This is a genomic window from Corynebacterium sp. 32222D000AT, assembly GCF_053546955.1.
The window spans coordinates 1-18663 of the sequence record NZ_JBPPVW010000017.1 but is presented as its reverse complement, the minus strand read 5'-3'; the positions used below and the strand labels follow the sequence as shown (position 1 = coordinate 18663).

Below are 18663 nucleotides of genomic sequence, written 5' to 3'. Positions count from 1 at the left end.
ATTTACGTGACAAGATTAAGGGGCCCTAATGATCCACGATGTGAAAGAAGGCTGTATATGCTTCGCATTCCGCACCTAAAGAAAGTCCTGGTGAGCTCGGCTTTCGCAGGTGCGTTTTTCTTTGCGGCCCCAGCCGCCGGAGCGCAGGAAGCGCCCCAACCCGGCTTTGATGCCGCGGCGGCTGTGGACCAGGTCCGCTCGGATCTGGCCGACTGGGGAATTTCCGCCCCGGAGGTAGACCCGCAGGTGACTGATGCCGTCACCGAGGCTGTCAACCAACACCTGCCGCAGGGCCCGCAGGCCCAGCAAGCGGCAGGCCAGGCAGCAGCCGCGGCGACCGCACCCCAAACGCACGACTACGCTGACGCGCCGGCGACCAACCCGAACCCGATTGGGCTCGAGGAGACCGTCCGGCAGGCAACGCAGCCCGAGTTTAAGCCCCAGAACGTTGACCCGAACTACCAGTGGCGCAATGATATGTTCTCCAAGGTGATGGCCGGCAAGCCCACCAAGGACTTCATCCTGCACCGCGTGCCGGGTTCCTACTTCGACGCCCCGCAGGTGCCGGAGGAGTCCAACGCCGCCCTGACCGAGGGCAAGTCCCTCTACGGGCCGGGCACTCCCATCTACGTCAACGATGAGGCGATGTGCACCCTGACCGCCGCCGGCACGGACAACGCCGGCCGCAAGGTCGGCCTGACCGCCGGCCACTGCGGTGAGGTGGGGCAGCCCGTGGCTTCGGCCGACTCCTGGCAGGTCGGCCCGTCGGGCACCATCGTGGACAAGAACGCCGAGCTGGATTACTCCGTCGTGGAGTTCGGCGCCAACGCGGAAGTCTCCCGCACCTACAACGGCGTGACCGCCAACCGCCTGGGCGGCAACGTCAAGCCGGGCGACATCAGCTGCAAGCGCGGTCTGGCCACCGGGGATACCTGCGGTATGACCCTGACGACCATCCCGCAGTACCAGTTCACCCAGGTCTGCGCCATGCAGGGCGACTCCGGCGCGCCGCTGTTTAACCGTGGCCGCCTGGTTGGCTCCGTCACCGGCGGCATCAACCCGCCGGGCTTCAACGGTGCCTGCCGCACCCCGCTGCAGGGTGCCGTGCACGTGCCCACCGCGGTGACCAACATGGATGCCATCCTGGCGGATCTGAACCGCCGCGGTGGCGTCGGCGCTGGCTTTAGCCTCCCGGAGAACTAAGGCCACGCGTGGCAAGCAACCGGCACCCCGGTTAGCCACTCACTAAAACACACAAGGTCCCCGCCTGATTTTCAGGCGGGGACCTTGTCGTAGGTTTTTAGGTTTCCGGGGGCGGCGGGCCCGCGCTTAGGGTGCCAGGTAGCCCAGCGCCTTCTTGTGCAGGTGGCCGTTGGTGGCCAGCGCGGAGCCGTTATTCGGGCCGTTGGTGCCCTCGATGCTGGTGAACTTGCCGCCGGCCTCGGTGACCAGCAGGCAGGGGGCGGCCAGGTCCCACAGGGAGACCTCCGGCTCGGCGGCGATATCCACCGCGCCCTCGGCCACGAGGCAGTAGTTCCAGAAGTCGCCGTAGCCGCGCAGGCGCCAAGTCACGTCGGTCAGCTCGAGGACGTTCTCGCGCAGGCCGCGGTCCCGCCAGCCGGACAGGGAAGAAATGCCCACGGAGGCGTCGGCCAGCTCGCCGACGCCGCTGACGTGGAGGCGCTTCGGCTCGCCGCCGAAAACGCGGAAGGCGCCGCCGCCTTTCGCGGCGTACCAGCGGCGGCGCAGGGCCGGCGCGGAGACGACGGAGACGACCGGCTCGCCGTCCTCTAGCAGCGCGATGAGCGTGGCCCAGACGGGCACGCCGCGCACGAAGTTCTTGGTGCCGTCGATGGGATCGATGACCCACTGGCGGCCGGAGAACTTGGCCTCGCCGCCGAATTCTTCGCCCAAGACGTCGTCGTTGGGCCGGGCCTGGGCCAGCTTCGAGCGAATGAGCTTTTCGCAGGCCAGGTCGGCGTCGGTGACCGGGGTCATGTCCGGCTTGGACTTGACCGCCAGATCCGAGCACTCGAAACGGTGCATGGTCACTGCGTCCGCGTGACCAGCGACCTCAAGGGCCAGCCCCAAGTCCTCTTTGTATTTACCCACGCAGCATCTGCTCCATTTCTTTCACTGCCTGTTTATTTCCAGCCAGGCACCATACCACGCCGCCGGCCGAAATCTCTTTCGTCGCGCCGCCGGCGGCCTCTACCAGGGCCTTGCCCGGCAGCCAGTCCCATTCGGCGACGGTGTGCTGCATCCACGCGCCCCAGGTGCCGTCCGCCACGCTGGACAGATCCACCGAACCCGCGCCCAGCATGCGCACGGTGGCAAAGCCGGAGGCCACCTTCTGCCAGGCGGCCCGGATATCCGGGTCCTGGATGGAGGTCGGGTGCAGGTAGGTGGCCAGGGACAACTGCGCGGCCGGGGCATCGGCCAGCGGGGTGACTTCCTTGCCGTCCAGGGAGGTGGGGAAGTCGCGGCCGCCGAACCAGGTATAACCCATAGCCGGGCGGTGGACTGCGCCCAGCACCGTGCCCTCGGCGTCGCGCAGGGCGAGCGCCGAGCACCAGTAGTCGGAGCCGGAAGAGAAGTTATAGGTCCCGTCCACCGGGTCGATGACCCAGGTGCGGCCCGAGGTCGACTCCTGGGAGGTGCCTTCCTCGCCGACCAGGCCGTCCTCGCCGCGCAGCGCCTGCAGCACGGTGGCGACGAAGCGCTCGGCGGCGCGGTCGGCTTCCGTGACCACGTCGGACACGGAGGTCTTCTGTTCGATATTGACGCCTTGATCACGCATGCGCCAGGCCAGGCGGCCGGCGTTGTAGACCAGTGCCTGGGCCAGGTGCGCGTCGGAATCATCCGCGTGCGCGACCATGAAGGTCTTGGCGATGGCGTCGATCATCTCGGGCAAGCTCGGGGTCTGAGTCATAGCCCCTATTGTCGCCCCTGCGGCAGGCGATCGCTAATTGAACACCCCTGCGCGGTAGACTGGGGCGCTATGCACCCGGATAAGACTGCTGCTTTGGACGAGTTGTCCACGACGCTAACCACCATCGAAAAGGTGATGAACCCGGAGGAGCTGAGCGCGCGGGTCCGGGAACTAGAAGCCCAGGCGGGCGACCCGAGCCTCTGGGACGATCCGGCGCACGCGCAGAAGGTCACCTCGGAGCTCTCCGCCGCCCAGGCGAAGCTCCGCAAGCTCGCCGATCTCCGCGGGCGGCTCGATGACATGCCGGTGATGTACGAGCTCGCCGAGGAAGAAGGCGACACCGGGCTGGCGGATGAGGAGCTGGCCGCGTTGCGCTCGACTATCGAGGCGCTCGAGGTGACCACCATGCTGTCGGGCGAATACGACGAGCGCGAAGCGGTCATCAACATCCGCTCCGGCGCCGGCGGCGTGGATGCCGCCGACTGGGCGGAGATGCTCATGCGCATGTATATCCGGTGGGCGGAGCACAACGATCACAAGGTCGACGTCTACGACATTTCTTATGCCGAGGAGGCCGGCATTAAGTCCGCCACCTTCGTGGTGCACGGCGAGTACATGTACGGAACGCTCTCGGTGGAGCAGGGCGCGCACCGCCTGGTGCGCATCAGCCCCTTTGACAACCAGGGCCGTCGGCAGACCTCCTTCGCGGAGGTCGAGGTCCTGCCCGTGGTGGAGCAGACCGACTCCATCGATATCTCGGACGCCGACGTGCGCGTGGACGTCTACCGCTCCTCCGGCCCGGGCGGGCAGTCCGTCAACACCACCGACTCCGCCGTGCGGCTGACCCACGTCCCCACCGGGATCGTGGTGACCTGTCAAAACGAGAAATCCCAGATCCAGAACAAGGCCTCGGCCATGCGGGTCCTCCAGGCCAAGCTGCTGGAGCGCAAGCGCCAGGAAGAGCAGGCGGAGCTGGATGCGCTGGGCGCGGGCGGCAACGCCTCCTGGGGCAACCAGATGCGCTCCTATGTGCTGCACCCGTACCAGATGGTCAAGGACCTGCGCACCGGCTTCGAGGTCAGCGACCCGCAGAAGGTCCTCGACGGCGACCTCGACGGCTTCCTGGAAGCCGGCATCCGCTGGCGCATGGCCCAGCGCAACGACAGCGAGGACTAGCCGCCCGCCACACCTCCCCGCTAGTCACGCCCACCCGCCACAGCTACTTGCCGACGGCGGCCGTGAACTAACGACGCCAGCCCCGCGCGGATTGTGAGAAAACTTCCGCTGCGGGGCTGGCGCTTGAGGTATTGATGCCGGTGTTCGCTACTCGGCCGGGTAGTGCATGGGCGCGCCCGGGCCGAGCGGGATGCCCAGCAGGTACCAGACGACGAAGAAGAGGAACCAGCCGACCAGCATGGCCACGGAGTAGGGCAGGGCCAGCGACATCAGGGTGCCCACGCCGGCGCGCTTGTAGTAGCGCTGCAGGAAGGTCAGGGCCAGGGCGAAGTAGGGCGACATCGGGGTGATGATGTTGGTCGGGGAGTCGCCGATACGGAACAGCATCTGGGCGACCTCCGGGGAGACGTGGACGTACATCATCATCGGGACGATGACCGGGGCCATCAGCGCCCACTGCGCGGAACCGGAGGTAATCAGCAGGTTGAGCAGGGCCACCAGCAGGACCAGCCCGGCGAACATCAGGATGGGCGGCAGGTTCCAGCGCTGGAGGAGCTCGGAGCCGGTAATCGCGGTCCACACGCCCAGGTTGGACCACTCGAACCACGCCAGGAACTGGGCGACGGCAAAGAAGAGCACCAGCATGGGCAGCAGGGTCTTGAGGCCCCGGGCCATGAAGTTCGGGACGTCGGAGCCGTCCTTGATGGTGCCGACGACGATGCCGTAGACGATGCCCACCAGCAAAAAGGCCAGGGCGATGGGCACCGCGATGGCGGAGATGAGCGGGGATTCCATGGCCTCCCCGTCCGGTCCGGCCAGGGGCGAGCCCGGGATGAACAGCAGGGCGAAGAAGCCGGCGAGGAAGACCAGCAGCGCGATGCCGGCCCACATCAGGCCCTTGGCCTCCTGGCGGGACAGCTTCAGCGCCTCCTCGTCGTCGGTGAAGTCGTAGTCGCTGTCGGAGTCGTCGGCATCCTCCGCATGATCCTCTGCATGCGCATCCACGGCGTCGTCAGCGTCGGCGGAGGACTCTTGCGGGCCGCCGGCGGCCTTGTCGAAGGAGACCTCTTCGTAGTTGATGTGGTCGTGGTTGACCAGTTCGCGGGCCTTGCGGGTGATGAACAGCTCGGTGACCGCGGTGATGATGAGGGCCAGGACGACGGCGGAGGGGATGACGAAGAAGATGTTGGCCAGCGGGCTGACGTGGTAGTCCGGATCGACCATCTGCGCGGCTGGGGTAGAGATGCCGGCCAGCAGCAGGTCGGTGATGTTGAGGATGAGCGAGGCGTTAAACCCGGCGGAGGAGGCGGCGAAGGCCACCATGGCGCCGACGATGGGGGAGCGCCCCAGCGCGTGGAAGGACATTGCGCCCAGCGGGATGAGGATGACGTAGATGGCGTCGGAGGCCACCGAGCCGGTCACGCCGGCCAGGGCGACGGCGAAGGTCAGCGTGGCGGGGGTGACCTTGGCAACCATCGCGCGCACGAGGGCGGACAGCAGGCCGGATTGCTCGGCCACGCCCACGCCCAGCATGACGGCGAGGATGACGCCCAGTGGCGGGAAGGAGGTGAAGTTCTCCACCGCATCCGTGACCATGCGCGAGATGTTTTCCTGGGTGAGCAGGGATTCGACCTCGATGGTCTCATTGGTCTGGGGATCCATGGCGCTCATGCCCGCCAGGGACCCGAGCCAGGAGGACACGGCGACGACTCCGGCGAGGACGACGAACAGCCAGAAGGGATCCGGCAGCTTATTGCCCAGCTTTTCGATGGTGCCGAGAAAACCCCCGGGGGATTCTGTCTTCTTCGGCTGGTCTTCGGTAGCGGTTTCTGTCATAAAACGGCACTTTCTGTGTCGAAGAGCCGGGGCTCTTGGTTTTATCCGGGTGCGGCGTTTTTAGGCGGGGCCGGCGGCCGCCGCGCTAGTACTGTCGCCCGGATTTCATGGCAGGTATTCGAACTTATGGTGTGCGTCACTATAGCGTACACGGAGTTGGGGATACATAATTTTTAGTCGATTGATGGGTAAAAGAGTTTCAATTGTTATTTGCTGTTGCTAGAGTTGCGGACGTGATCACCTTCGAAAACGTAACCAAGGTCTATCCGACCTCAACGCGACCGGCACTGGATGACGTGTCTTTCCGCATTGAGGACGGCGAGTTCGTCTTCCTCATCGGCCCCTCGGGCTCAGGCAAGTCCACCTTCCTGCAGCTGATGGTGCGCGAGACCAACTTGAGCTCCGGACAGATCCACTTCGATAACTTCCACGTCAACGCCCTGAAGGGCCGCGAGATCAACCGCTTGCGCCAGTCCATCGGCTACGTCTTCCAGGACTTCCGGCTGCTGCCCAAGCTGAACGTCTACCAGAACGTGGCCTTCGCGCTGGAGGTCATTGGCAAGAAGAAGCACCGGATCGACAAGGCCGTGCCGGAGGTGCTCGAGATGGTCGGCCTGGGCTCCAAGGCGCACCGCATGCCGAACGAGCTCTCCGGCGGCGAGCAGCAGCGCGTGGCCGTGGCCCGCGCCTTCGTCAACCGCCCGAAGCTGGTGCTCGCGGACGAGCCGACCGGCAACCTGGACCCGGCGACCGCGACGGAGATCATGACCCTGCTGTCTAAGATCAACCGCCGCGGCACCACCGTCATCATGTCGACGCACAACGCTCGCGCCGTGAACGAGGCACGCCAGCGCGTGCTGGAGCTGAGCAACGGCAAGCTCGTGCGCGATGAAACCCACGCCGTTTACGGGGAGGCCTTCTAAGACCATGCAGACAAATTTCGTCTTCCGCGAGGCCGCCAAGGGGCTCGGCCGCAACATCACCATGACTATCGCGCTGATTATCACCACGGCCGTGTCCGTAGGCCTGGTGGTCGCCGGCGTCCTGGTGACCATCCTTACCCAGGACACCAAAGACATCTACCTCGAGCAGGTGGAGGTCATGGTCCAGCTGGATGAGGAGATCTCCGCCAACGACACGGACTGCACGTCGGCCGGCTGTAAGGAGATTAAGGACCAGCTGGAGGCCGACTCCGGCGTGGAGAAGGTCACCTTCCGCTCGCAGGAGGAGTCCTACGAGCGATTCAAGCAGTACTTCCAGGAGACCGACCCGCTGCTGGTGGAAGAGACCTCCCCGGACGCGCTGCCGGCCGCCCTGCACGTTCGCCTGGTGGATCCCACTGATACCGCGGCTATCGACGCCATCCGGGACCTGCCGCAGGTCGATGCCGTCGTCGACCAGGTCGAGGAGGTCGACCGCGCCACCGACAACCTGGACTCCATCCGCAACGCAACCTTCCTGGTCGCCGCTGTCCAGGCCGTGGCAGCCATCTTCCTGATCGCCAACATGGTCCAGATCGCGGCGTACAACCGCTCGACGGAGATGTCCATCATGCGCATGGTGGGCGCCTCCCGCTGGATCACCCAGGCCCCGTTCGTGCTGGAAGCCGTCCTGTCCACGCTCATCGGCGTGGTCGTGGCCGGAATCGGCCTGTTCCTCACCAAGTCCTACGTGGTGGATCCCTCGCTGCAGAGCCTCTACCAGGCCCAGCTGCTGGCCCCGCTGCACACCAAGGACATCTGGATAGCCCTGCCGATTGTCGGCGTGGTGGCCATGGCCTTCGCCGCCCTCGCCGCCCAAGTCACGCTGCGGCTCTACGTCAAGAAGTAGCCCGCGCGCCCCACAGTCCCGCCCGAATGCCACCGCCTGCCGCGTGGCCGTCGGGCGGGTTTGTTCGCTCTAGCCGGGGCGGTTAAGCTTGATAGCTATGGCAAAGAAGGGCAAAAAGAAAAAGGGCGCGGTCGACAACAACTCGACACTCGCCACCAATCGGCGTGCCCGCCATGACTTCAAGATCCTCGACACCTACGAGTGCGGTATCGCGCTCGTCGGTACGGAGATCAAGTCCCTCCGGGAGGGCAAGATTTCCCTGAACGACGCCTTTGCCACCATCGACAAGGGCGAGGTCTGGCTGCGCAACCTCCACATCCCGGAGTACTCCATGGGCACGTGGACCAACCACAGCCCCAAGCGCACCCGCAAGCTGCTGCTGCACCGCCGGGAGATCGACAAGCTCTACGGCCAGGTGCGCTCCGGCAACAAGACGCTCATCCCGCTCAAGGTCTACCTCAAGGACGGCCGGGCCAAGCTGGAACTCGGCCTGGCACAGGGCAAGCAGGACTACGACAAGCGCGAGGACATCAAGCGTCGCGACCAGGACCGGGAGATCTCCCGCGAGCTCGGCCGCCGTGTGAAGGGCATTAACGTCTAGGACTTCCGCCCCGGCCTAACCCGCAGTAGGAGGGTTAGGCTGGAAGGCATGATTTACACCTGCAAAGTCCACGACGTGAAAAAGGATCCCAGCATTGCCTCGGGCACCCGGGTGCTGGTGGATCGGATGTGGCCCCGCGGGGTGGCCAAGGACGACTTGGCCTACGACGAGTGGTTCAAGGACGTTGCCCCCAGCAGTGACCTGCGCAAGTGGTTCAATCACGACGCCGATCGCTTCGAAGAATTCAGTAGGCGCTACCGCGCGGAGCTCGACGACTCCGACGCCGGGGAGCTGGACCAGCTCATCGACCTTGCCAAGAGCGGCGATGTGAGCCTCCTGTTCGCTGCCCACGACCGGGAAGTCAACCATGCGGTGGTGCTCAAGGCGTGGTTGGAGGAGCACTTGAATTAGCACGAGTGGGCGAGTAAAGTAATTCCTCCTATAGGGAATGCGGACGCATCCCGCCCTATAGGTAATGGGGTTGATTTGGTTTCGACTTCGTACATTGAGCCAGGGGAAGCGTGCCGGTGCAGGCTAGAGACCACCGTTAAGCGTCGTAGCACTCAATAAACGCAGAGAAGAACTCTCAGCGTGACTACGCACTTGCTGCCTAATTAGCAATGCGTGTCTGTCAGCCTAGGTTTTGTTCCTGACCTAGTAACTGGCATCGACTAAGGAACTTGCCATCCGGTTGCGTCTTCAGGGCCGGATGGGACCACTACTGGAGACTGGGCCCATCATCCGGACGTGTTCGTCCGATCCGGAGGGCCGAGCAGAGATTCCGCGCGAACTGCGCACGGAGAAGCCCTGGCAAGATGACGAAGGACCCGGGTTCAATTCCCGGCAGCTCCACCACTAAAGCGGGCGCCCACACTTCCGATGAGGAGGTTGGGCGCCCGCTTTTCTTTGTTGAACCCGTCGCGAGGCATTGCGCTCCGCGGCGGGGATATTCGCGGATTAGTTCAGGTTGTCGACGGCGTACTGAGCCTGTTCCGGAGTGAACTTCTCGCCATAGTCGGAAACTAGCTGATCGTAGATAGCATCCGGGGACATAGCCATGCTGTCCTGGTAGTCCTTGGCCTTTTGCAGGGCGTTGTCATTCCAGTCGACATCGTTGAGGTTATCGATGGCGTATTGGGCAGCCTCCGGGCTGAACTGACCGCCGTATTCGGAAACCAGCTGGTCGTACACGCCGGTCTGCGACATGTGCATCATGGACGCGTAGGTGTTCGCCTGGCGCAGCGCGGACTTGAACTCGGTCGGAACGTCAGCTTCCTGTTCCTGACCGTTCTCGGCCTGGTCCTGACCCTCATTGTTGGGAGCCGGCTCGCCCTCGGAGGCGGTGTTATCGGCGTTGCCCTCGTCGGTGTTGGCCGCGTCAGCGTCCGTGGTGGACTGGCTCGTCTCCTGCTTATCCTTGTTATCGTCACCGCCGCCGCAGGCAGTGGCGATACCGCCGACGATGAGAATGGCAGCCAAGACACCGCAGCCAATCTTGCCGCAGCCTGCCTTTTTCTTCTCCGGCTGAGGGGTCGTGGCGCCCGGTACGGCTTGCTGGGGGTTAACTTGTCCTTGCGGCTGCTGCGGGTCGTGGGGCTCGGAAGGCTGGGGGCCATTGCCGTAGGGGCTGCTCATGGTCTCTCCTTGGGAATAGGCGTATATACAACATTATTAATATCCCCTGTGCAGGCAGGATTTACTAATCGTCTGGCCCGTGGGGGTGTAAAACTCAGAAAACGTCGAGGATAGAGGGGGTAGGCGCCGCATTCTTGCCTGGGGTTTACCTATTCCGTTTACTGGCCGGGCGTCTGGTAGGGGCGCGGGCAGTCGCTTTCTTCCAGGTTATCGACGGCGTACTGGCTGGGGCCTTCCTCGAAATACTTGCTGGGGTTGCCCATAGCCTTTCCTCTGGACGGGGACGTCTCGACAACTTCTTTGTATAGCCTCCCGCGGTGGGCTCCCGTGGCTGTCTGCCCGATTGTCGGGGGTAAAGATGACAGGAAACGTCCAGTATCGGGCAAAGGGGTGTCCGGTTGCGGGCGTGGGGATGTCCGGTTGTGGGGGAGTTTATTGGTTTGCGGGGCCGTTACAAAGTTGTAACCTGCAACACAGGCACGTGTGTCGTGAGTTACATTATGCTGGCTGCACACATCCCGTGACGGCAAAGTGACGGGCCGAGACAGGCAGGAGTGGACGCGATGAGTACCCCCATTTCTAACGACGATAAAGACTTGCGCGCTAAGGCTGTTGCTGAGGACGTCGGTAGCGACGGCGGTGGCGGCGGTGCGAGTGCTGCCGGGGACTCCGGCGGCACGGGGAAGCGGAGTGTGCTGGATAGGTTCTTGTCCGGCGTGGAATACGTGGGCAACAAGTTGCCCGAGCCGTTTACCATCTTCGTCATCCTGTTTCTGATTACCGGGGTGGCCTCCACCGTGATGGCCTGGATGGGTATCGCGGTCCAGGTGCCGGGATCGGATGAGGTCTCCGAGGTCAACGGCCTGTTCACGGGCGAGGGGCTGGCGTGGCTGACCACCACGATGGCGGAGAACTACATTGGCTTCCCGCCGCTGCTGACGGTGCTGCCCATCCTGCTGGCCGTGGGCGTGGCGGAGCGCTCCGGCATGCTCTCGGCGCTTATCCGCCAGCTGTTCGGCTCGGCGCGGCCGGCCGTGCTCCCGTATGCGGTCGGTGTCATCGGCGTGACCGCCTCGGTCATGGGCGATTCCGCGTTCGTGGTGGTCCCGCCGCTGGCCGCCATGGTCTTCAAGGCGGCCGGGCGCCACCCGGTCGCCGGCCTTATTGGCGGTTTCGCCGCGGTGGGCGCGGGCTATTCCACGGCGTTGGTGCCCACCAGTCTGGACGCGCTGTTCGCCGGTATCACCAACGCGGTCATGGATACCCTGCCCGGGGCGGGCTATTCCACCGTGACGCCGCTGTCGAACTACTTCTTCAACGTGGCCTCCTCCGTGGTGCTGGGCCTGGTGGCCGGCTACATCATCGACCGGATCCTGGAGCCACGCCTGCGGGCCCAGGACGTGCCGCAGGACGAGTCGGTGGATGCCGCGGATGCCGCCGAGCGCGGCGACCGCGACGCTGAGGGCAACGCCCTGACCGCTGCTCTGGAGCCGAAGGAGCGCAAGGCGCTATGGTTGTCCCTGCTGGCCGGGCTGGTGCTGACCGCGGTCATCCTGGCAGCGGTGCTCATCCCGGGCTCGCCGTGGCGCAACGGGGAGGGCGGCTTCCTGCCGGAGTCCCCGCTGCTGGATTCCATCGTCTTCATCATCTGCGCCTACTTCTGGGTCCTCGGCATTACCTACGGCGCGGTGGTCGGCACCATCAAGGGCATGGCCGACGCGGTCACCATGATGGCCGGTGCGCTCAAGGACATGCTGAGCTTTTTGGTCCTGGCCTTCATCCTGGGCCAGTTCGTTGCCCTGTTCGCCTGGACCGGGATTGGTACCTTCACCGCGGTCAAGGGCGCGGCCTTCCTGGAGTCCATCGGGCTGACCGGCTTCCCGGCCATCCTGGCCTTCATCGTGCTGGCGTCCGTTCTGAACCTGCTGATCATCTCGGGCTCGTCCATGTGGACGCTGATGGCCGCGGTCTTCGTGCCCATGTTTGCGCTGCTGGGCTACGAGCCCGCGTTCGTGCAGGCCGCCTTCCGCGTGGGCGACTCGGCCACCCAGATCATCACCCCGCTCAACCCCTACATGATCGTCATGCTGGGCCTGCTGCAGCGCTACGAGCCCCGGGCCGGCCTGGGCACGCTGATGTCGCGCCTTATCCCGTTCGTCATCCCCTTCTTCCTCGTCTGGGCGATCCTGCTGGGGGTGTGGTTCTTCGCCGATATCCCACTGGGGCCGGGCGATAGCATTATGATTGAGTCCTAATGACAGCTCACCCAGATAACTGCCATGATTCCTGCCCGCCGCAGCGCCCGGGCGTGACCCCAGAGGCGGCATCGACAAGCTACTTGGACGCCACCTCCGCCGAGGTAGACGCGGCGGTCGAGCGCGCCCAGAAGCGGCAGGAAGGCTCCGGGCAGGCGGCGGAAGCCGCGGTGCCCGAGTACTGGGAGCGCCTGCGCCGCGAGGTGGAAGAAACCGGACTCGCGGCCGAAATCCGCCACATAGTCCACGACCTGCACGCGCACCCGGAGACCGCCTTCGAGGAATACCGCAGCCAGCAGGTGCTCTGCGATCTCTTGGAAAGGCACGGGCACGACGTGGTGCGCGGGGCCTATGGAGTCGAGACGGCCTTTTCGACGAACATCAGCTCGCCCGGCTACGAGCCCGGCCGTCACCCGCGGGTGGTCATCATGGCCGAATACGACGCGCTGCCGGGTATCGGGCACGCCTGTGGGCACAACGTCATCGCCGCCGCCGGGGTGGGCGCTTTCCTGGCGGCCGCGCGGGCTATCGATGCCGCCGCGCCCGTGTGCATCGAGCTGCAGGGCACCCCGGCCGAGGAGGGACACTCCGGCAAGGAGTACATGATCCGCGGCGGGAGCCTGGCCGGGGTGGACGCCGCGCTGATGATCCACGGCTTCGGCTACGACATATCCGAACACGTCTGGGTCGGGCGGCGCTCGGCCACCGTGACCTTCCACGGCACGGCCGCGCACGCGAGCTCGCAGCCGTTCATGGGTAAAAACGCCCTCGATGCCGCCTCCCTGATGTACCAGGGCCTGGGCCTGCACCGCCAGCAGATGCCGCCGAGCGACCGCCTGCACGCCGTCATCGCCGAGGGCGGCACCCGGCCCAGTGTGGTCCCGGATAGGGCAGTGGTCGAGGTCTATGCGCGCTCCCTGCGGACCGGGACCCTGTTGGAGCTCTCCCGCCGGGTCGAGGACATCGCCCGCGGGGCGGCGCTGATGGCGGGAGTGGGCGTGGAGATCGCCTGGGACCCGCACCCGATGTCGCTGCCGGTGCGCAACAATTCCGCGCTGGCCGCCCGGTGGTCCGCCACCCAGCGCCGCCGCGGTCGCGCCCCGCTGCCCGCCGGCATTATCCCGGATACCCTGGCGGCCTCCACGGACTTTGGCAACGTCTCTCACCTGGTGCCGGGCATTCACCCCATGGTGCAGGTCAGCCCGCGGGAAGTCGCCCTGCACACCGAGGCCTTCGCCTCCTGGTCGGCCACGGAGTCCGCCGAGCGCGCCGCCCTCGACTCCGCGGTGGGCCTAGCCCAGGTCGCCTTCGACTACGCCGCGGATCCCCAGCTGCGGGACGCCGCCCGCGCGGAGTTTGCGGAGCTCGGTAAGGTCTCGGTGGAGGGGCTGCTGCGCTCGGAAAACTCCCAATAGTGGGGAGCTACGGCAAGGGCGGGACGGTCCTGCCCGCCTCGGCCGGGCCCGAAGTGGGGGTATGTTCCGGGGGTGGGGGATCTAGTTATGAAAAACTCAGGTAAATCGCAGGTGAACAGGGTTGCCTGGAACTTAGCTGTGCCTAAGCCTTGTCAGGTTAGGTTCTCTTCAGTTAGGTTGTCCTAGGAAAGATAGTCCCGGAATTCCGCAAGGGATTCGTTTCGAAAAGGATGATTGACAAGCCCATGAAGATTCGTCGTACTCTGGTTGCCTCGGTAGCCGCCGCCTCGCTGCTGCTGACCGCCTGCTCTTCGGCGGAGGATTCCTCCAATTCCGCCGACAGCTCCTCCAACTCCGCTGAGAACACCGCCGCAGACAACGCTGCCTCGGAGGCCGGGGAGCTGAAGCTGGAAGACAACAACGGCGAGCAGACAATCACCCTGCCGGTCGAGAAGCCGGCGGTGGCCGACAACCGCGCCTTCGCTGTGCTGGCCGACTGGGGCGTGGAGCTGTCCGCAGCGCCGCTGAACCTCATCCCGGAGTCCCTGGCTGATACCTACAACAAGGACACCGTCGCCGCGGACCTGGGCAGCCACCGCGAGCCGGATCTGGAGGCCCTAGTCGCCGCCGAGCCGGACCTGGTCTGGAACGGCCAGCGCTTCTCCCAGCACCAGGCCGACATCGAAAAGCTGGTGGAGGACACCCCGATCGTGGACTTCGAGCCGCGCGATGACAAGGACTTCTTTGAAGAGCTCAAGCGCCACACCACCGCCCTGGGCGAGGTCTTCGAGCACGAGGAAGACGCCCAGAAGCTGATCGAGGACCTGGACGCCGCCATCGAGCGCGCCAAGAAGGCCTACGATCCGGAAAAGACCGTCATGGCTGTTAACACCTCCGGCGGCGAGATCGGCTACATCGCTCCGCACGTCGGCCGCACCCTGGGCCCGGTATTCGACCTGCTGGGTATGGAACCGGCCCTGACCGTGGAGGACGGCAGCAGCAACCACGAGGGTGACGACATCTCCGTCGAGGCCATCGCGGAATCCAACCCGGACTGGATCCTGGTCCTCGACCGCGACGGTGCGGTCAACTCCGACGAGCCGGACTACACCCCGGGTAAGGACCTGGTGGAAAACAGCGCGGCGCTGAAGAACGTGCAGGCGGTCAAGGACGGCAATGTTTACGTCGCTCCGAAGGACACCTACACTAACGAGTCCATCATCACCTACACGAAGATCCTGAACGAAATGGCTGATGCTTTCGAGAATGCCTAGTTCCACACCCGGCGTTTTCCGCAAGTAACCGGATAGCCCCTGCGCTCATTTTCCCGCGCGGGGCCTATCCGGCTTTCGGCTATCTACCAAGAATCGGACCTTATGCAAGAAACAACCCCCAGGCGTTCCCGGTCGAAGCTCCTCGACTGGAAGCTTCTGCTCGGCGTAGGCGGCATCCTCCTGCTCCTAGCCCTCTCGCTGGCGGTGGGCGAATACGACATCCTGGGCCACGAGGACGGCGGGGAGATGTTCAACACCACCCGCATCCCGCGCACCATTGCGCTGATGCTGTCCGGTGCCGCCATGGCCATGAGCGGACTGGTCATGCAGCTGCTGACCCAGAACCGCTTCGTGGAGCCGACCACCACCGGCACCACCGAGTGGGCCGGGCTCGGCCTGCTGACCACCATGGTGTTGTTTCCTACCTCCACCGTGCTGCAAAAGATGGTGGTCGCCGTGGTCTTCTCCTTCGTGGGGACCATGGTCTTCTTCGCGTTCCTGCGGCGGGTGACCCTGCGGTCCTCCCTGATCGTGCCGATCATCGGCATCATGCTGGGCGCGGTCGTCAGCGCCGTCTCTACCTTCATCGCGCTGACCACAGACTCTCTGCAGCAGCTGGGCATCTGGTTCATGGGCTCGTTCACCTCGGTCTACGAGGGGCAGTACGAGGTCCTGTGGCTAGTGCTCATCGTGCTCGTCGCGGTCTTTTTCTTCGCGGACAAGCTGACCGTGGCCGGGCTGGGCGAGGAGATCGCCACCAACGTCGGCCTGAACTACAACCGCATGATCCTCATCGGCACCGGGCTCATCGCCGTGGCCACCGGCGTGGTGACCGTGGTGGTCGGTGCCCTGCCGTTTTTGGGGCTTATCGTCCCGAATATCGTGAGCCTGTTCCGCGGCGACGACCTGCGCTCCAACCTGCCCTGGGTCTGCCTGCTGGGGATCGCGACGGTCACCGTCTGCGACCTGGTGGGCCGCACCATCATCTCGCCGTTTGAGATGCCGGTGTCCGTCATCCTGGGGATCATCGGCGCGGTCGTTTTCGTGATCCTGATTGTGAGGTCGACCCGTGGTAAATAAGACTGTTTCTGCTTCTGTTCCGGTCACTGCCGCCGCCCGCGACGTCGGGGCCTTCCAGTCCGCCGCCGCGCAGCGCAAGTACTGGGTCATCCTACTTATGTTGCTGGCCGCCGGCGGGGTATTCGCCGCCGGGCTGCTGGCGTGGGACAACCCGATGGATTTTGGCACGCGCGGCTTCTGGCTCATTGCCGAGCGGCGCGCCGATGCCGTCATCGCCATGGCCGTGGTGGCCATCTGCCAGGCGACCGCGACGGTGGCCTTCCACACCGTGACCAACAACCGCATCCTCACCCCGTCGATCATGGGTTTCGAGGCCCTCTACGTGGCCATTAACACCGCGACCATCTTCTTCCTCGGCGCGGCCGGGCTCACCAACGCCCGCAACATCACCACGTTCCTGGTCCAGGTCGCGCTCATGGTTTTGCTGTCGCTGGTGCTCTACTCCTGGCTGCTAACCAACCGCTCCAACAACATGCACGCGATGTTGCTGGTCGGCGTGGTCATCGGCGGCGGGCTGGGCTCGCTGTCGACGTTCATGCAACGCATGCTGACCCCCTCCGAGTTCGACGTGCTCACGGCCCGCCTGTTCGGCTCCGTCAACAACGCCGACTCGGACTATTACCCGGTGGCCATCCCGCTGATGCTGCTGGCCGCGGCCGCGCTGTATCTCAACTCGCGCCGGCTCAACGTGCTCGCACTCGGCCGCGACGCGTCGACCAACCTGGGCGTGAACCACCGGGCGAACGCCATCTTCACGCTGATTATGGTCTCCATCCTCATGGCCGTGACCACCGCCCTGGTGGGCCCGATGACCTTCCTGGGTTTCCTGGTCGCTACGCTGGCATACCAGTTTGCCGAGACCTACGACCACCGCTTCTTGTTCCCGATGGCTGTGGCGACCGCCTTTGCCGTGTTCACCGGGGCGTATTTCATCATGCAGCACGTCTTCTACGCCCAGGGCGTGGTCTCCATCATCATTGAGCTGGTCGGCGGTACCGTCTTCCTCTTCGTCATCTTGAGAAAGGGTCGCCTGTGATTTCCCTAAAGCACGTCGCGAAAAGCTACAGCGGCGAGACCAACATTGGTCCCGTCGACCTGGAGATCCCCTCGGGCGGCATCACCTCCCTGGTCGGGCCGAACGGCGCCGGCAAGTCCACCCTGCTGACGATGATCGGCCGCCTGCTGAACATGGACGAGGGAACAATCGAAATTGCCGGCTACGACATCGGGAAGACCAAGTCGAAGGATCTGGCCCGAATTGTCTCCATCCTGCGGCAGGAAAACCACTTCATCACGAAGCTGACGGTTAGGCAGCTGGTGGGCTTCGGCCGCTTCCCGTACTCCCAGGGGCGCCTAACCGAAGAAGACGAGGAGATCATCTCCAAGTACATCGACTTCCTGCACCTGCGGGAATACGAGGGCCGCTACCTGGACGAGCTCTCCGGCGGCCAGCGGCAGCGCGCGTACGTGGCCATGGTCCTGTGCCAGGAGACCGACTACGTTCTGCTGGACGAGCCGCTCAACAACCTGGACATTTCCCACTCCGTGGAGATGATGCGCCACTTAAAGCAGGCCGCCCGGGAATTCGGCCGCACGATCGTGCTGGTCATCCACGACATTAACTTCGCGGCCAAGTACTCGGACTCGATCTGCGCGGTCAAGGACGGCGAGGTCGTCGCCTTCGGTAGCCCGGAGGAGATCATGAAGGACGAGGTCCTCACCCCGATCTTCAACACCCCGATCCAGGTCATCGACGGCCCCGACGGGTTGCTGGCCTGCTACTACTAGCCGCACGGGCCGCGTATACAGCGCCCACAACTGAAAATTCAGTGCCCAAAACTGCTGGCCCGACTGCGAGCCGGAAGCGCCGCCGAAGCACTACGGGCAGCGCCGCCCCTGGCGGGGGAGGGGAGGGGCCGCGCCCTTCCCAGCCGCTCCCATGCTGCAGGCGTTCATCGTCCTCATCGTCACCCCTTCGGCCTGGCCTGGGCAGTACGCCACACGCGCGCCAAAGACAAAATAGGCAAAGCCACCGATGCCTGGATGGTCCCGGTCATGTACCTGACCCTTTTCGTCATCGCGACGGTACTTTCGGGGGCTGGGGGGAGGGAGAACCTGCCGCGGCTTACGCGGGCACTTGCTTGTTACGTGTTGTTCATCTTGGGCGCGGTAGTGCAAGCCCTGGCGTCGGGAAGGCGTCTCAACGTCCCGAGCCGGGACCCCATTGCGCTGATCTTGACGGAGATGCCCCGCAACTTACTGGTGATTATGCCCTTCGCCTTGGCCCTCCCGGAAGGATTTTCATTCGTCGCCTTAGACATCATCATGCCGGCCGTGGGCGAGTCGGTCGTGCTCCGCGCGGTGTCGAAAATCGGCCATCTACCTGGGGTTAAATATGAAACGAAAAGGCGATTTGGCATACGGAGGGCTAACGCGCTATATTAATTCGAGTCGCCGCGAGGTAGCCGAGAGGTTAACGGGCGGTGACGGTGTTTGACTTTGTTTACGGTTGTGAGTAAGGTTGAACAAGCCGCTTTGAACAGTTGGTTGTGACTGATTGTTGGGGCGTGCCAGTGATGTTTGAGAACTCAATAGTGTGCCAATGTACTTTTTGCATTTGTGTGGATGG

Annotated in this window: 17 protein-coding genes and 1 other RNA gene; 14 read left to right on the top strand and 4 right to left on the bottom strand. The window is 64.4% G+C overall.

The genetic code is table 11. The features are described 5' to 3' along the window. Positions 1-57: 57 nt before the first annotated feature. A complete protein-coding gene (locus ACEE23_RS09565; RefSeq protein ID WP_448872214.1) occupies positions 58-1203 on the top strand; it encodes a S1 family peptidase in 1146 nt (381 codons plus the stop codon). Between the two features lie 126 nt (positions 1204-1329). Here ACEE23_RS09565 and hisN read toward each other — a convergent pair whose 3' ends face one another. After that, positions 1330-2112: a histidinol-phosphatase gene (gene hisN / locus ACEE23_RS09560; protein ID WP_448872212.1), complete on the bottom strand. Its 783-nt coding sequence runs from the start codon at positions 2110-2112 to the stop codon at positions 1330-1332. Further along, the gene (locus tag ACEE23_RS09555; RefSeq protein ID WP_448872210.1) at positions 2105-2932 is read right to left on the bottom strand and encodes an inositol monophosphatase family protein; all 828 of its coding nucleotides are present in this window, start codon (positions 2930-2932) and stop codon (positions 2105-2107) included. The genes hisN and ACEE23_RS09555 overlap by 8 nt, the downstream gene beginning before the upstream one ends. Before the next feature lie 69 nt (positions 2933-3001). Between ACEE23_RS09555 and prfB the strand changes: the two genes are divergently transcribed. Beyond that, a complete protein-coding gene (gene prfB, locus ACEE23_RS09550) occupies positions 3002-4108 on the top strand; it encodes a peptide chain release factor 2 (protein ID WP_448872208.1) in 1107 nt (368 codons plus the stop codon). A 147-nt stretch (positions 4109-4255) separates the two neighbouring features. Here the strand turns inward: prfB and ACEE23_RS09545 are convergent, their stop codons facing one another. Then, the gene (locus tag ACEE23_RS09545; RefSeq protein ID WP_448872206.1) at positions 4256-5944 is read right to left on the bottom strand and encodes an AbgT family transporter; all 1689 of its coding nucleotides are present in this window, start codon (positions 5942-5944) and stop codon (positions 4256-4258) included. 233 nt (positions 5945-6177) lie between these two features. Here ACEE23_RS09545 and ftsE point away from each other — a divergent pair, with 233 nt between their 5' ends. From ftsE to ssrA, 5 genes are all read left to right on the top strand, one after another. Beyond that, positions 6178-6867 (top strand): cell division ATP-binding protein FtsE, encoded by a 690-nt coding sequence (gene ftsE, locus ACEE23_RS09540; RefSeq protein ID WP_290225256.1) that lies wholly within the window; start codon positions 6178-6180, stop codon positions 6865-6867. A gap of 4 nt (positions 6868-6871) precedes the next feature. Continuing rightward, positions 6872-7774 (top strand): permease-like cell division protein FtsX, encoded by a 903-nt coding sequence (ftsX, locus tag ACEE23_RS09535; RefSeq protein WP_448872203.1) that lies wholly within the window; start codon positions 6872-6874, stop codon positions 7772-7774. 97 nt (positions 7775-7871) lie between these two features. Further along, a complete protein-coding gene (smpB, locus tag ACEE23_RS09530; RefSeq protein ID WP_070769505.1) occupies positions 7872-8375 on the top strand; it encodes an SsrA-binding protein SmpB in 504 nt (167 codons plus the stop codon). Positions 8376-8423: 48 nt separating this feature from the next. Further along, complete coding sequence (locus ACEE23_RS09525) at positions 8424-8786, top strand: DUF488 domain-containing protein (protein ID WP_448872201.1); 363 nt, start codon at positions 8424-8426, stop codon at positions 8784-8786. Between the two features lie 66 nt (positions 8787-8852). Beyond that, positions 8853-9230, top strand: a transfer-messenger RNA (tmRNA) gene (gene ssrA / locus ACEE23_RS09520). Between the two features lie 102 nt (positions 9231-9332). On the opposite strand, the gene ACEE23_RS09515 is transcribed toward ssrA, so the two are convergent. Next, positions 9333-10010 carry an Ltp family lipoprotein gene (locus tag ACEE23_RS09515; RefSeq protein WP_448872200.1) on the bottom strand — a complete coding sequence of 226 codons (678 nt, stop codon included), beginning with the start codon at positions 10008-10010 and terminating at the stop codon, positions 9333-9335. A 563-nt stretch (positions 10011-10573) separates the two neighbouring features. Here ACEE23_RS09515 and ACEE23_RS09510 point away from each other — a divergent pair. The 7 genes from ACEE23_RS09510 (at position 10574) to ACEE23_RS09480 (ending at position 18479) form a co-directional block, all read left to right on the top strand. Continuing rightward, a complete protein-coding gene (locus ACEE23_RS09510; protein ID WP_448872198.1) occupies positions 10574-12265 on the top strand; it encodes an AbgT family transporter in 1692 nt (563 codons plus the stop codon). Then, entirely contained in the window at positions 12265-13680 is a 1416-nt protein-coding gene (locus ACEE23_RS09505) for an amidohydrolase (RefSeq protein WP_448872196.1), read from the top strand. Before ACEE23_RS09510 ends, ACEE23_RS09505 begins: the two co-directional genes overlap by 1 nt. Positions 13681-13925: 245 nt before the next feature. Further along, a complete protein-coding gene (locus ACEE23_RS09500) occupies positions 13926-14954 on the top strand; it encodes a siderophore ABC transporter substrate-binding protein (protein WP_448872194.1) in 1029 nt (342 codons plus the stop codon). 102 nt (positions 14955-15056) lie between these two features. Next, a complete protein-coding gene (locus ACEE23_RS09495) occupies positions 15057-16034 on the top strand; it encodes an ABC transporter permease (RefSeq protein ID WP_448872192.1) in 978 nt (325 codons plus the stop codon). After that, the gene (locus ACEE23_RS09490; protein WP_448872190.1) at positions 16024-17070 is read left to right on the top strand and encodes an iron chelate uptake ABC transporter family permease subunit; all 1047 of its coding nucleotides are present in this window, start codon (positions 16024-16026) and stop codon (positions 17068-17070) included. Before ACEE23_RS09495 ends, ACEE23_RS09490 begins: the two co-directional genes overlap by 11 nt. After that, the gene (locus ACEE23_RS09485) at positions 17067-17822 is read left to right on the top strand and encodes an iron ABC transporter ATP-binding protein (protein WP_448872188.1); all 756 of its coding nucleotides are present in this window, start codon (positions 17067-17069) and stop codon (positions 17820-17822) included. The genes ACEE23_RS09490 and ACEE23_RS09485 overlap by 4 nt, the downstream gene beginning before the upstream one ends. 267 nt (positions 17823-18089) lie before the next feature. After that, positions 18090-18479 carry a hypothetical protein gene (locus ACEE23_RS09480; RefSeq protein ID WP_448872186.1) on the top strand — a complete coding sequence of 130 codons (390 nt, stop codon included), beginning with the start codon at positions 18090-18092 and terminating at the stop codon, positions 18477-18479. Positions 18480-18663: the final 184 nt, after the last annotated feature.

What these genes read in the sequence shown, in the direction of transcription:
- ACEE23_RS09565 (WP_448872214.1), top strand. Translation starts at nt 58, where the DNA reads ATGCTTCGCATTCCGCACCTAAAGAAAGTCCTGGTGAGCTCGGCTTTC.
- ACEE23_RS09555 (WP_448872210.1), bottom strand. Translation starts at nt 2,932, where the DNA reads ATGACTCAGACCCCGAGCTTGCCCGAGATGATCGACGCCATCGCCAAG.
- prfB (WP_448872208.1), top strand. Translation starts at nt 3,002, where the DNA reads ATGCACCCGGATAAGACTGCTGCTTTGGACGAGTTGTCCACGACGCTA.
- ACEE23_RS09545 (WP_448872206.1), bottom strand. Translation starts at nt 5,944, where the DNA reads ATGACAGAAACCGCTACCGAAGACCAGCCGAAGAAGACAGAATCCCCC.
- ftsX (WP_448872203.1), top strand. Translation starts at nt 6,872, where the DNA reads ATGCAGACAAATTTCGTCTTCCGCGAGGCCGCCAAGGGGCTCGGCCGC.
- smpB (WP_070769505.1), top strand. Translation starts at nt 7,872, where the DNA reads ATGGCAAAGAAGGGCAAAAAGAAAAAGGGCGCGGTCGACAACAACTCG.
- ACEE23_RS09525 (WP_448872201.1), top strand. Translation starts at nt 8,424, where the DNA reads ATGATTTACACCTGCAAAGTCCACGACGTGAAAAAGGATCCCAGCATT.
- ACEE23_RS09515 (WP_448872200.1), bottom strand. Translation starts at nt 10,010, where the DNA reads ATGAGCAGCCCCTACGGCAATGGCCCCCAGCCTTCCGAGCCCCACGAC.
- ACEE23_RS09510 (WP_448872198.1), top strand. Translation starts at nt 10,574, where the DNA reads ATGAGTACCCCCATTTCTAACGACGATAAAGACTTGCGCGCTAAGGCT.
- ACEE23_RS09505 (WP_448872196.1), top strand. Translation starts at nt 12,265, where the DNA reads ATGACAGCTCACCCAGATAACTGCCATGATTCCTGCCCGCCGCAGCGC.
- ACEE23_RS09500 (WP_448872194.1), top strand. Translation starts at nt 13,926, where the DNA reads ATGAAGATTCGTCGTACTCTGGTTGCCTCGGTAGCCGCCGCCTCGCTG.
- ACEE23_RS09495 (WP_448872192.1), top strand. Translation starts at nt 15,057, where the DNA reads ATGCAAGAAACAACCCCCAGGCGTTCCCGGTCGAAGCTCCTCGACTGG.
- ACEE23_RS09480 (WP_448872186.1), top strand. Translation starts at nt 18,090, where the DNA reads ATGTACCTGACCCTTTTCGTCATCGCGACGGTACTTTCGGGGGCTGGG.